Origin of the sequence: Shewanella sp. SM87 (genome assembly GCF_025653705.1) — a bacterium.
In the GTDB taxonomy this organism is placed as follows: domain Bacteria; phylum Pseudomonadota; class Gammaproteobacteria; order Enterobacterales; family Shewanellaceae; genus Shewanella; species Shewanella oncorhynchi.
On record NZ_JAKKSC010000003.1, the window covers coordinates 42,906 to 56,323 of the forward strand.

Annotated in this window: 9 protein-coding genes; 5 read left to right on the top strand and 4 right to left on the bottom strand. The window is 43.4% G+C overall.

Going from position 1 to position 13,418, the window contains the following annotated elements:
- Positions 1-429: 429 nt before the first annotated feature.
- On the top strand, positions 430-2,283 hold the full coding sequence (locus tag L5M11_RS03215; RefSeq protein WP_263191324.1) for a M1 family metallopeptidase: 1,854 nt from the start codon (positions 430-432) through the stop codon (positions 2,281-2,283).
- A 1,017-nt stretch (positions 2,284-3,300) separates the two neighbouring features.
- On the opposite strand, the gene L5M11_RS03220 is transcribed toward L5M11_RS03215, so the two are convergent.
- Entirely contained in the window at positions 3,301-3,786 is a 486-nt protein-coding gene (locus tag L5M11_RS03220) for a glutathione peroxidase (protein ID WP_263191326.1), read from the bottom strand.
- A gap of 151 nt (positions 3,787-3,937) precedes the next feature.
- On the opposite strand from L5M11_RS03220, the gene L5M11_RS03225 reads away from it, so the two are divergent.
- The 3 genes from L5M11_RS03225 (at position 3,938) to L5M11_RS03235 (ending at position 6,624) form a co-directional block, all read left to right on the top strand.
- Positions 3,938-5,308, top strand: coding sequence for a magnesium transporter (locus L5M11_RS03225; protein WP_028760672.1), 1,371 nt, complete (start codon positions 3,938-3,940; stop codon positions 5,306-5,308).
- 91 nt (positions 5,309-5,399) lie between these two features.
- The gene (locus L5M11_RS03230; RefSeq protein WP_263191328.1) at positions 5,400-5,918 is read left to right on the top strand and encodes a GNAT family N-acetyltransferase; all 519 of its coding nucleotides are present in this window, start codon (positions 5,400-5,402) and stop codon (positions 5,916-5,918) included.
- Between the two features lie 166 nt (positions 5,919-6,084).
- The gene (locus tag L5M11_RS03235) at positions 6,085-6,624 is read left to right on the top strand and encodes a YfaZ family outer membrane protein (RefSeq protein ID WP_028760670.1); all 540 of its coding nucleotides are present in this window, start codon (positions 6,085-6,087) and stop codon (positions 6,622-6,624) included.
- Between the two features lie 63 nt (positions 6,625-6,687).
- Here the strand turns inward: L5M11_RS03235 and L5M11_RS03240 are convergent, their stop codons facing one another.
- A complete protein-coding gene (locus tag L5M11_RS03240; RefSeq protein WP_105249758.1) occupies positions 6,688-7,539 on the bottom strand; it encodes a DMT family transporter in 852 nt (283 codons plus the stop codon).
- A 245-nt stretch (positions 7,540-7,784) separates the two neighbouring features.
- Here L5M11_RS03240 and L5M11_RS03245 point away from each other — a divergent pair, with 245 nt between their 5' ends.
- Complete coding sequence (locus tag L5M11_RS03245; protein WP_263191330.1) at positions 7,785-9,458, top strand: diguanylate cyclase; 1,674 nt, start codon at positions 7,785-7,787, stop codon at positions 9,456-9,458.
- 163 nt (positions 9,459-9,621) lie between these two features.
- Here L5M11_RS03245 and L5M11_RS03250 read toward each other — a convergent pair whose 3' ends face one another.
- On the bottom strand, positions 9,622-12,744 hold the full coding sequence (locus L5M11_RS03250; protein WP_263191331.1) for an NAD(P)-binding protein: 3,123 nt from the start codon (positions 12,742-12,744) through the stop codon (positions 9,622-9,624).
- A gap of 237 nt (positions 12,745-12,981) precedes the next feature.
- Positions 12,982-13,143, bottom strand: coding sequence for a hypothetical protein (locus tag L5M11_RS03255; RefSeq protein ID WP_006080915.1), 162 nt, complete (start codon positions 13,141-13,143; stop codon positions 12,982-12,984).
- Positions 13,144-13,418: the final 275 nt, after the last annotated feature.

The window sequence follows — 13,418 nt, forward strand, 5'->3', positions numbered from 1 at the left end:
TGATGAACGAAGAAACTCATTACAAAGATTCGGTTCATAATATCTGACTCAGCATCATCAAATTAGTTCAGGGAAAGTGCGAAATATTTTAAATAATTTTGCATTTTGTTTTTATAAAAAGAGGCTGACTCGATTTTTGCTAAGTTTGCACGTCTCAATTTTAGCGGCTTCTACTGTGGCTACCGATAAATCCAGCAAGCTAGGGACAACTTATTGCAAACTCGGTACCTACACCTAAAGATGAACTGTTACAAAAAACTTGTTCCTAAGGATCTTTAAAGCTCAGTTACGATTTGCCTCTGAGTAAATTTGCAGTCGATAATACCTCCCAATGATTAGTGATAAGTTATCAAGCCCGTCACCACAGCAAGGTAACTCATAACCCACTATTTAGAACATACCGCTCAAAACTTGAATATCGAGGCGACAGTGTTGCAACCAACTAAGAGTACATTAGCTGATGTAGCCCCTTGGGATTTAACCCGAGATTACCATTCTTTTGCGAATACCGAACAAGTGCAAGTGACCCATGTCTCTTTGTATGTCATGGTGGATTTTGACGCGCAGCGTCTTTTCGCTAAAGCGACGCTGTCCTTGGATTTTCTTGAGTGTGATGTAACAGAGCTTTGGCTTGATAGTCGAGATCTAACCATACTTGCTGTGACTTGCTTTAATGCTACAAAGGGGGTGAATGCATTAACAGAAATGGATGAAGAACCGCTCGACTTTGTGCTTAATGAAGCTGACCCCATACTCGGGCAAAAATTGTGTATCACTTTACCTGCATTTCTTTGCAAGCAGGTTTGTATTCACTATCAAACCTCTCCGTCCGCCCAAGGATTACAGTGGCTAGTGCCTGAGCAAACCGCGGGTAAACAGTTACCTTACCTCTTTAGTCAATCGCAACCGATCAATGCCCGTAGTTGGATCCCATTACAAGATACGCCTAAGGCGCGGATCACTTTTGATGCTAAGGTGCAAGTGCCCAAAGGCATGCGCGCCGTTATGAGCGCGATGAATCATCCCGATACGCCACTTAATGGTGTGTTTCACTTTGAGATGGAACAGCCTATTCCGACCCATTTAATGGCCTTGGCTGTGGGTGATATTGCCTTTCAAGCGATAGGTCCAAGATGCGGCGTGTATACCGAGCCGAGCATGCTAGCGGCCGCCGCAAAAGAGTTTGAAGATACTGAATACATGCTCGACGTTGCCGAGTCATTGTTAGGTCCTTACGTATGGGGCCGCTATGACATGATTATCTTGCCGCCGAGTTTCCCATTCGGTGGAATGGAGAATCCGCGTTTAGCCTTTTTAACGCCCACACTCATTGCTGGTGATAAAAGCTTAGTGTCAACCGTTGCCCATGAGTTAGCGCATTCTTGGACGGGCAATTTGGTCAGTAATGCGACTTGGCGTGATCTCTGGTTAAACGAAGGTTTCACGACCTATTTTACTAACCGTATTGTCGAGGCTGTCTACGGCAAAGAACAGGCAGAATTAGAATGGGTAATAGAGTTTGGTCGCTTAAAAGAAGAAATAGCGTCTTTGCCTAAGGATAAGCAAACTTTACCCGCTAATGTGCAGCAGGACGATCCTAATCTTGCCTTTAATCGTTTTACTTATGATAAGGCTTCGATGTTTGTCCATGATTTAGAGCGCAGGCTAGGGCGAGTAGAATTTGATAAATTTTTACTCACTTATGTGAATCATTTTGCGTTTAAAGCCATTACCACCGAAGTGTTTGTCGAGTACGCAAAACAAACTTTACAGCAATTACATGCAGATAAAATCACTGAAGCTGAACTATTAACGTGGATTTATGGTGAAGGCTTACCTGAGGGCTATTGCGGACCAACATCCATGAGTTTAGATAAAGTCGATGATGCGCTGGCGTGTTTTCTACAGGGAACGGCAGCGGGTCGGTTAAGCGTTAAAGATTGGCGAGTGCACCATTGGCAATATTTTCTGACCCAATTACCTGAAGTCGTTAGTCAAGTTCAATTGATGGATCTGGATGAAACCTTCCAATTAACCCAATCGACTAATGTAGAAATTGCCTGTGATTGGTTTCGAGTCGCGATTCGTAATCATTATGATCCTGTGTTGCCGGCATTAAGTGCCTATTTAGTGCGTATTGGACGTGGTAAATTTGTGCGGCCACTCTATGCTGAGTTACAAATTGCGGGATATCACTCTGAATTAAAAGACATCTATACAAAGGCGCGTGCAGGCTATCATCCTTCGATTCAAGTTCAATTGGACAAATCACTCAGCTTATAGAAATTTAGGTAAAAAAAATGGCAACCTATGGGTTGCCACAAAGAAATCAGTGCGGGATACAAATAGAATTCAATGCGCTAGCGTGTTTTCTATTGTGTCCCAAAAGGGAGATGATGATGAACGACCAACCAATTCGACTCAATGCGATAAAACAGAAACTGTGTCATTTGAGGGTATGAAACTGCGACTTCACATATTTCATTCTCAAGGTGCATTTAATCTTATCCGTTAATCCTTACCTATATTCAGAGTCGCCATTTTTAATTAAGTTCACTGATATCAGAAAAAAATCCTAAAAAGTTTCAAAAAGATTTTCTGGGGCATTTTCTGGGGAATACTGAGTGCTTACACTTAAGTGTTACATTTGTTTTACATTAAAATCATGGGGATAAAAATTAAACGCGTGCCAGATTTATTAATCTATGAGCTAGCGTTAGCACTTGTTGAAATTTGAGCAAAAAAAATGGCAACCTAAGGTTGCCACAAGGAAATCAGTGCGGGATACAAATAGAATTCAGTGCGCTAGCGTGTTTTCTATTGTGCCCCAAAAGGGAGATGATGATGAACGACCAACCAATTCGACTCAATGCGATAAAACAGAAACTGTGTCATTTGAGTGCATGAAACTGCGACTTCACATATTTCATTCTCAAGGTGCATTTAATCTTATCCGTTAATCCTTACCTATACTCAGAGTCGCCATTTTTAATTAAGTTCACCGATATCAGAAAAAAGACAAAAAAAGTTTTTGAGAGATATTGAGTGCTCACACTTAGTTGTTACATTTATTTTACATATAAAATAAAGGGATAAAAAAAAGGCAACCTAATGGTTGCCTAATGACCTATTCCTAGGTCAAGGGGGCTGCGCTAGAAGCCCCAGGGAGATGATGAATATGAAAAAGACATTCACTGTTCAATACATTTGAGGGGCCTTGTACGGTTAAAGTTCCATAAAAAAATTAAAATAAATCTAAATTTTTATAAACTGCAAGATTTCAAATAGATAGTGATTAAATTATTTTAGCAAAGCAGCAATTTTACTTTCTAATGCTTCGGGTTTGGTCGTTGATGCAAATCTTTCGATTGCTTCGCCTTGGCGATTAACTAAAAATTTAGTGAAATTCCATTTAATACCTTGAGTGCCTAATACGCCGGGAGCGGCTTTCTTAAGGTATTGATAAAGTGGATGGGTATGTTCGCCATTCACTTCTATTTTAGAAAATAGCGGAAACGTCACGCCAAAATTCAATTCACAAAAGGCTTGAATGCCTTGTTCATCGGCTTTTTCTTGGGCGCCAAATTGATTGCAAGGAAAGCCTAAAATCACTAATCCTTGATCTTTGTATTTTTGATATAGCGCTTCTAATCCTTTGTATTGCGGTGTAAATCCACATTCACTGGCGGTGTTGACGATTAAGAGTACTTTGCCCCGATACTGCTCTAAGCTTACCGCGTTGCCTCGAATGTCTGTTGCTGATTGGCTGTATATATTCGTAGTCATGTTCACCTCCGTAGGATCTTAGCCAAACAGCATAAACCTTAAAATAATTTTCAGCAATATAATTGCGCGCAATTTATTTTGTGGGTTTGCTAATTTACTTAATTATCAATATAGTTACAGAAATTTTGTGGCTAAAGAAAAGGGCATCTGTGTGATAGAAAATGACGCAGAATACGAAACAAACATGCAAGCGGATGTGGGGCAAGTAGTTCAACAACTCACTGAAGTTGAAGGCGAAGAACAGGCTGAAGTGTTTAGTGAAATTCTGAATGACTCAGAACCTGGAACCATAGCCTTAGCGCTTGAATCCTTGCCCTTGGATGAGCGTTACGAGCGTTGGCAGCAAGTTGAATTTGCTGACAGAGTGACTGTGCTGAGCCTAATGCGTGCCGATCCACGTATGGGGATCCTGAAGCGGATGCCTGACAATGAAGTGGATCTGTTATTTGCACAATTAAGCCCAGAAGATTTAATTGAGTGGAGTGATTATCTTCCTGAAAGTTTTACCGATCGTGCCTTGGCTCAGATGGGAGAGCGTCAGCGACAACGATTCGAACTTTATGATCAATACTCTGAGAATGAAATCGGCCGTTATACCGATCATCAAATGTTGGTGCTCAGTGATAAGGCGACAGTTGCTCAAGCTCAGCGCTTCTTTCGCCGTATCGAGCTCGACTGTAACGACAATTTGTTTATCGTTGATGATCTGGATAAGTATCAAGGTACTGTTCGTCGTTATGATATTTTTAAACATAATCCCGATGAATTATTGATTTCACTTTTGTCTGAGGACTGCCGTGCGTTATCCGCCGATACGAGTCTTTTGGAAGCGGCCGAAGCGATAGAGCACAGCCGCGAAATTGAATTGCCTGTGATTGATGAGTCCGGAGAGTTAATCGGCCGAGTGACGCTACGAACCGCAACGGCATTAGTGCGTGAGCATTATGAGGCGCAGTTGATGGCAACAGCGGGTATGGATGAATCCGACGACTTGTTCGCCCCTATTATGAAAGGTGCTCAGCGCCGTGCAGTATGGCTTGGGATCAATTTACTGACGGCTTTCCTTGCCTCAGCGACCATTGGTTTATTTGAAAATGTCCTATCGCAAGTGGTTGCATTAGCTGTGTTGATGCCGATTGTCGCTTCTATGGGCGGTATCGCGGGGAGCCAGTCTCTAACGCTAATGATCCGTGGCATGGCCATGGGACAGATTTCGGCGGGTAACTTGTTTTCGCTAATGAAAAACGAACTCGGCATTGGCATAGTTAACGGATTTTTGTGGGCGATAGTGATAGGTTTAGTCTCTGGCTGGTGGTTCGGTGAAGCGACGATAGGTATAGTGATTGGCTGTGCGATATTGATTAATATGGCCGTTGCCGCTATTGCTGGGGTGATAGTGCCTATGGTGTTGCAGAAGTTTAATCAAGATGCGGCGTTATCGGGTTCAGTGATCTTAACGACTGTGACCGATGTGGTGGGTTTCTTTACTTTCTTAGGTATGGCGACGTTGTTATATCTGTAGCGTAGGTTCTTGGGTGAGTTTGGAAGATGAATGCACGGCAATTTGGTGTGCATTCACCGTATGTTGGGAACATTAACGGTTTAATCTGGATATGAATAACATTCAGTTTGTTATAGGTAAAAAGCCGGAAGAATTAGCGCTGGCGGCACAATTAATTGATGGGCGTGATGATAATGCTCATCCGTTGGATCATCAGGTCTTTTTCGATTCCCGTGCGGTGATCTTAGCGAAAACTATCGAGGGTGAGATTGTCGGTTGCGCCGCGATAAAAGCCGGTAAAGGCACTGTCGATAAAGGCACTGTCGGTGAATTGGGTTATCTGGTGGTATCGCCCCATTATCGACGTCAAGGCATAGCACAAGGGTTAACTCATAAACGGATTGAGGTGGCAAAGGCCCTAGGAATGTCGATTTTGTATGCGACTATTCGCGCCGAGAACACGTCGAGTCAAGCTAATTTATTGAAGGCTGGTTTTCAGTTTTGGCGTAATTATTTGAGTATCCGTGGCACGGGAAATACTGTGGGTTGGTATTACTTAGCTTTAAGCGTTAATGTCGATGCTGAAGCGATAATGCAGTCTTTAGTTGGCGATCGTACCCCATCGGTCTAATTGTGTTGTAAGTGAAAAGACTTAGATCTTAATGTGTTTTTATCTTGTTTTACATTTGTATATTCCTCGCAAATAATCCCTCTTTATACGCAAATAGGCTGATTTTCTTTATTTATTCGGTATGATCCGCGGCTATTACCCACAGTCATTATTGAGGTGTTTTTTTATGGCTAAGTTCAGAGTAGCAAGTGTCTTATTATTGAGTGCAGCAGCGCTGCAAGTGAATGCGTCAGAATTTAATCTTGGGTTGAACAACGATGTGGTTTCAACTGAGTTAGAACTGCAATTGAACAAAGATACTAACGCGGTTTTGGGTTATATCTATGCGGATGAAGGCGGCCATATCGCTCAAGGTGCAATGCACATGACCCATGATGCGGGTGTGCATCACTTTGAGGTCGGTGCTCAGTTAAGCCAGCTTTGGTCTGACTATTCACCCAATGGCAGTGCCGTTTCTGTTGGTGGTCGTTATGCACTATCAATGGGGCCCAATATTTCACTGCACGCTGCGGCTTACTATGCACCGTCTGTATTGTCATTTGGCAATGTTGATGGTCATTATGAATTGGATTCAAAAGTGCAATACCGTATAACGCCAAACATGGCACTTTATGTTGGTTACCGCAAGATTGCCTTCGAATACGATGATGCCCGCAATTTTACTTTCGAAGATGGTGTGTATATTGGCGGTAAATTCCGTTTCTAAGCACAAGGCATATTGATTTAGCTATATTGCGATCGTGATGTCGAATTAAAGAGTCGGCCGAGGTTAACTTCGCCGGCTTTTCCATTTTGCCTTTAGCTCACTGTAGCTTGGCAATATGGATGAGAAAATGACCAATCCAATACCGATTAAAATCACTAGGCTGAGTTCTTCATCGAGTATCCACCAGCCTAACAAGGCTGCAAAAATCAATCCTGTATATTCTACTGGTGCCATTTGGCTCGCATCGGCACGTCGATAGGCATGGATGATGAGATAGGTCATGGCAATGTAAAATAGTCCCAAAGTCAGCCCCACTTGCGCCACTGGTAAACTAAATTCGGCGCCTTCGTACAAGGTCGCAGGTATCAGAAATATCATCGCAAAGGCATTAGACCAAAAGAGCATGGAAAAAGGATGTTCATGGGTCGAATAGGCCTTTAAAATCAAACTATTCAACGCTGATGTCATGGCACCGAAAAAGGCTAAACCTATATACAGGTTAAATTCTGTTGGTTGACTGATAAGTAAAATACCGCTAAAGCCGATAAGACCTGCGACTGTGCGTCGATAACCAATTCGTTCATTTAAAAAAATGGCCGATAGTACTAGCAGTAACAAGGGTGAGGTATAAATCACCGCTGTTACTGTTGCGAGCGGAAGATGCAGAATAGCGAGCATAAAAATGGCGTTGCCCAGTCCAATCAATAGCGCGCGGGCGAGATGCACTTTGTAAAAAGGACTCAGTTTAAGATTACCCTGTAAGTGCCACACAAAAGGCAGTACAAGCAGGGTGGCAAATAATTGCCTGTAGAGTACCAGTTGAAAAACAGGCGCATTGGTTTCAAGCAACTTAACCAATAGGTTACCGCTGGCAATCAGTAGTTGTGCGGCTAAAATCATCAATAGAGGCTGCATAGGATCCCAGCAAAAATAAGTCAGTATTAAGGTGTATCTTGAATTTCATACCGCAGTTTGGACTTTGAGACTAAAATAGCATCATAAGGCATGGTATATCCGACTAATTTAGCCTAACTGATTGTAAAAAACTAAATGTAGCCATAAAGTTAACCTACAAATCCAACTATCGACTAAGATTGACAGCATTAGCATTTTCTTCATAGCTGTAAAAATGATCTATGGCCCTTTAACTAAATAAGCCGATGAACAAACTTAAACAAACTCTATTTTGGTGTTTTTTACTTTTCTTGTGGACATTAAGTCCCTCTGTATTAAGCGCTGAAATTGCGTTGGACTCCCCGTATTTGTTCCATGCTAAAGCGGATCAACAGCCTCCTGAGCGGTTTGAAACCGTGCCCCATTGGATGGGACAACTCGACGAAGCTAGTTCGGTCAGCTTAACCGGTGGCGATTATTGGATGATTACACCTGTGATGGTCAATCAACGTCAATCAAACTGGGTAGTGGATGCAAGTAATTCGATTATTGAATCCGTAGATTATTGGATACTCGGCAGTGACGGCAGCGTACAACATGCCCACAGTGGCTACACTGCTCCATACCAGTTTTTATTCGATTATGGTCGTAAGGTCACCTTGAATATGGGCACGGATTATTGGCTGGTGGTGAAGCTGAGTAGTCGTTATTACTCATCTCCCCCTGAGATAGCTTTGCAAAGTGTGGCGGATCATCAACTTATGTCTGACCGTCTCGCAATGGCAGTGCTGCTGTGTTTAGGCGGATTATTGTTTATCGCCTTATATAATATTTTGATTTATATCTCTATTCTTGATAAAGCCTTTCTCTACTATGGCCTTTACGTATTTGCTTATTTTGGTGGCTGGGCACTGACTTTCCATTTGCCCGCACACTTATTTAATTTCCATTACCTTGAGTTGCATCATCTGTTTTTCATCAGTTTGCCTATTTTTAATATCATGTTTTACAAGCACTTCCTGCAGTTGCCTAGTTACTCTCCGCGGCTGTGGCGTCTTAGTCAGTATTTAATGTTTGCCTGTATTGTGGCTCTGCCGACCAGTATTTGGTTGTTATCCTATACGGCAATTATTGCCTCTGTACTGATTATGCTATGGATTGCTTTAGCGATTACCTGCGGTAATGTGTGCTTGATGAAAGGCTTTGCTCCTGCGCGTTATTTTATTCTTGCCTTTACTTGCTTGCTGTTGCCTGCGGTGATTATTTTACCCGGAAATATGGGGCTCACTCCTGATTTCATTGAACATGCAGAGCTTGCGACTCTGATGGGCGGTACGGCTGATGCGTTATTACTGTCCTTAGCGTTAGCGAATAAGCTGAAATTACTTGCTGAGGAACGTAAGGCGCATATTGAAGAGTTAGCGATTGCATGGGAAAAGGCACGTTTAGATGGATTAACGCGAGTCGGTAATCGTTATGCCTTTGACGAATATATGAACTCACAATTAGGATTTGCCGATAAAGTCGTGCAACCGATGGCGTTAGCACTATTGAATATCGATAGTCTGAAAAGTGTCAATGAAACACTCGGCCATCAAGAAGGCGATAGATTATTGCTGTTGATAGTGCAGTTATTGCAAGCAACAGACTTAGCGCACATGAAGGTTTATCGTATTAGTGGTGACGAGTTTGTGATTGTGACGCCTTCTGCTGGTATCCAGTTATTACAGAGTGCTTTGAGTGGCTTAGGTGAAGAATTAGCAAGCCATGGTTTTAAAGAGTGCCAGTGTAGTTTTGGGATGTCGTTAAACACTGAGGTCGCAGATCCCCATGAGTGGTTGCGTTCTGCTGACACTCACTTATATCAATCGCGTATGGATAAGCGTCGTCAAGAGTATGCAGATACTCGCGGTGTCGATGTGAGGCTACATTTAAGCTAGCTATTGAAAAAGTTAAAATAATCGTTTTAGTAGAACATTAGAAAACATAAACGGCGTAGAATTTATCTGCGCCGTTTATGTTTTTATCTTAGATTTATTAGCTTCATTTTGCTTGGACTCAGCAGTGTCCAAGTTTGCGACTTAGCTAGATTTAAGGACGAGCTTAGAAGTCTTTTTCGCCCTTAATCACCGCAGGATGACCCGATATCGCTTTTGAAGTGTGCATTCCCGCCATCGTCGCCGCTTCGACGCAGCCCGCATTAAGGCCTGTCTTTATCCAATCGCCCGTCATATACAGGTTATCTATCCCTGTGCCATCCGTCGTGATGCGATACTGCGAGCTGTCTTTAACCGATAAGACATAACGCTCGGATGGGTCTACATTTGCGCGCCAATATTGGCTATCGAAACGGGCAACACCTTGACGGTCATGTTCATCGTGTAACCATTCCCAAGGGAAGCTATCACCGACATTTTGCCAAAGTTTATGGATTTCGGTATTGAGTTGATGGATAGCACCCGCTTTTGCTTCTAAGGTTTTCCGTTGTTGGAAATCTACATCCGAGCTTGGTGGATAGGCCTCGACAGGCAATGCCGAGCAAAAGTAACTGGCATTTTTAGGTTCTAAGCCGCGCCAATCTTCTTTGTCTAGCAGTTGGTTCATTGATGCCCAAGTATCGAAGGGTTCGGTGAAGCCCGATAATACGGGTTCCTCGCCATCTTCAGAGTAATTAGGCCAGCCTATCCCATTCAGATCTTGGTTCATCCACAGTTGATAGGCTTGAGTGGCGACAGTTTGCACCTTATCAACGCAAAGCTTGAGGGCTGGGCTTTGTGCCATGACTTCACTCGCCACATGGGGCACAGAACCTATGGAAAGACCGAAGATGACTTTGTCGAAATCCACACCTTTGACTAAGCGCTTTTTCGGTAGGGCTTTCCCAAAGTGCGTTTCATATACGCTGTCCCAATCGCTCCAGAAGTGTTCAAGATTGATATTATGGGCTTTGAGCAGCGCAGCTTGTTCAGGCTCAAGTTGCTCATAATTGGGCGTACTCGGCCAGCAGGCGAGACCTTTAACATCGACCAAGGGATCGTAGTTTGTGACAGTCGGCGCCAGAGCTACTTGCTCAGTGATCTCAATCGCTTGAATACTTTGATTACGGCATTCGAGATTATCAACTCGATTGAAGTAGTGGAAATTGACTCCGCGGCGTTTGAGTACTTCGTAGAAAGGCGTAAAGACCACATCACCCATTCCGGCCTGCATTTTCCACATCACGCCACCTTGATAGCACAGGGCAATACGCAGCATAGCGCGGATAATTGTGCCCGCTTCGACATTAGGTTTGTCGAAGTTGCCTTTCTCATAGGCAAACACTAAGTCGTAAAAACCGCGCACTAGCGCACTGTCGACTGTGTACTTAAGGCTGGCGCCGTGTTTGGTTAACCATTCGCGATAATCATAACCATTGATGGCGTCAAAGCCTTTCTCAAACACATCGTCGGCAAACATGCCCTTGAGGATCGTGAGCCCCAGATCGGCGGCTATATATAAGTGGCGCAGTTCGTCATTATTATCTAAATGTCCGCTAAAACGTTTCACGAGTCTTTGATGCAGGGCATCGACGGCCGATTCTACAAAACCATCGTCACTTTCACTGTGTACATGCTCATCGCACTCGCGGCCAATCATTTGATTAAAATGGCATTCAAGCTTATCACCGAGCGCGTCGAGTGATTCTTTGGCATCTTCGACCGAATCCTCTAACTTATCTTTTAAGCGTTCAAACCAGCTGCTATCGAGCCAGTTTTTAGGTGTTCCCATGGCATTTTCATCTGCATCGAGCAGGTCATCCATGTCTTTGAGCCATTCTTTGATCCACGCAAAGGCGACTTTAACGACTTTCCAGAAGGTGAGGGTTTCGGTGCCATCACCTGGGATGCCTGGTAACATTGGGAAAGTGATTGGCCAACTTACAGAACGGCCATCAACTTCTTCCTGTAAGACGATGAAGTTATGGGGTTTAAAGGCATCAAAAAAAGTCGCAAGCGGCGCGTTTGCTGGCCTATCCAATTCCTCATACGCTTTGCGCATTAAGGCAAACGCGTTTTGATAGAAACCAAACCAGATGTGTAAACCATGTTCTTCGATGCGTTGCCCCATAGCGGCATTGCGGCCACTTGCCCCTTTACCACCGATACGCCAGCCGAGTTGATAGACATCAATCTCATATTGATTCTGCCAGCCGGGTTTATCGGTTAGATAACAGGCTGCTGTCATTGCCGCGACACCTCCACCGAGAATGGCTATTTTCTGTTTTTTGATTTCGGAGTTATCGACTAATACCTCGCCGGGCGGCACTTCAAAATCGAAGTTCACATGGTAAGGGAGTAAAACGTGCTGCTCACCAATCTCGACCCCGAGCGTATCTTTTAACGGGAAGCTGGCATTATCAAAAATGGTCGCGACAAAATCATTTTTTAGCAGGGCAACACTGTGCACTTTATTCACTTGGGCTGGCGCGGCAACGATGGCTTGATAAATGGCTTTTTGCCCTGACGAGTCGGGGAACTGTTTTAGAAATACTTGATCGATAGCGGGTTTAAATAACAGATGAAATAGCTGCTCTTCGCCAAGCTGGTCAAGTTCTGGAATAAAATCGGTTTGTTCTTTAAAGAGTTGCCAAGTTTGGGTTATCGCTTCAAGGGTTGAGAGCTGTGCCTCGGGTTTGGCATTGCAATTCACTTCAATTAATGGATGCAGGGCAAGTTCGGTTTCGGGTGAGAAATGTAAAAAACTTTTGGTCTCAAGGGATAATCGCGTCAGAGGCTCGCCAACCGCTGGCATAGTGTATTCACATAAATACTTAGGATAACCAAAGAGTTCTCTGCCATTAATTAAGGCCATGGCATCGTTCACCCAAATGTGTAGCGGCTGAAAATACACTTGGCTGATTTGTTTACTGTCGCTGCTATCTTGGCGCCCGACCATGACCCAAGTGATGATGTCCGTTTCTTGGATCCAGCCCTTAGCTCTGTCCTCTGGATAAGCGGAATATGCTTTTTCAATTTGAGTGAAGGTTGTCAGTACGTAGGGAGACAGCACCTTAAAATACATTGCGCTACCGGCAACTTGATTCAGGGTTTTATCGATAGAGCGTTGCAGGTTTTCCTGTTTCCCCTTAAGAAAAAAACCGTACATATCGGCTTTATTTAGCACTAAGGGCGAGTGCATCAACATACTGCCTTGGGGATAAATAAAGTCGGGGCGCTGTTTTTCCATGGCGTTCATCCTTAAATTTCAGTGTAAGTCCAATGATTTGGGAGTTATAGCCCAAAAAGCATAGGGCAAATAAGCAATTAAGCCCATTGATTTTACACTGGAGTGATTAAGTATTTGATAGGGGATAACGGGGTTGAGTAGCAAGTTGGATATTATCCAACTTGCTCAGATTTGGCAGGTTTAGCACAGAACGAATTTGTAAAACAAACCCGTGAGAGCAAGGGTACTTAGATTTAGTTACTTCGATTTATTTTGGTAGAAATCCACCTCTGTATTATCGTCCGAGTAACGTCGCTTAGTATCTCTGCGGCGCTGTTTCACGCGTTTATTCTTTTGCTTACCTTTGACGTTATCGCCCCATGGCGCATCATCGTCGTCAAATTCATAGGAGTGTGACATGGTCAAAATTCCAAAAATACCTGTGCCATTCGCAGCACCCGATCTTTTTACCCAAAGGTGAGATGAAGCTAAAGCGAAATATTTCATCACTGATGGTGAAAAGTTTTGTCCAAAGGCTATATCTTGCCACTGAAATGGCCGTATCTGAGATTTCAATGGGGAATATGTGGATTATCCTTATGATAATTAAAGGATAAGTGTAATTATCATCGGAAATTATATTATATGATTGAAACTGGCGCCCAGAATGAAAGGCGCCAAGTTTTGATACAAAA

What these genes read in the sequence shown, in the direction of transcription:
- L5M11_RS03220 (WP_263191326.1), bottom strand. Translation starts at nt 3,786, where the DNA reads ATGACTACGAATATATACAGCCAATCAGCAACAGACATTCGAGGCAAC.
- L5M11_RS03230 (WP_263191328.1), top strand. Translation starts at nt 5,400, where the DNA reads ATGAATAACATTCAGTTTGTTATAGGTAAAAAGCCGGAAGAATTAGCG.
- L5M11_RS03235 (WP_028760670.1), top strand. Translation starts at nt 6,085, where the DNA reads ATGGCTAAGTTCAGAGTAGCAAGTGTCTTATTATTGAGTGCAGCAGCG.
- L5M11_RS03240 (WP_105249758.1), bottom strand. Translation starts at nt 7,539, where the DNA reads ATGCAGCCTCTATTGATGATTTTAGCCGCACAACTACTGATTGCCAGC.
- L5M11_RS03245 (WP_263191330.1), top strand. Translation starts at nt 7,785, where the DNA reads ATGAACAAACTTAAACAAACTCTATTTTGGTGTTTTTTACTTTTCTTG.
- L5M11_RS03250 (WP_263191331.1), bottom strand. Translation starts at nt 12,744, where the DNA reads ATGGAAAAACAGCGCCCCGACTTTATTTATCCCCAAGGCAGTATGTTG.
- L5M11_RS03255 (WP_006080915.1), bottom strand. Translation starts at nt 13,143, where the DNA reads ATGTCACACTCCTATGAATTTGACGACGATGATGCGCCATGGGGCGAT.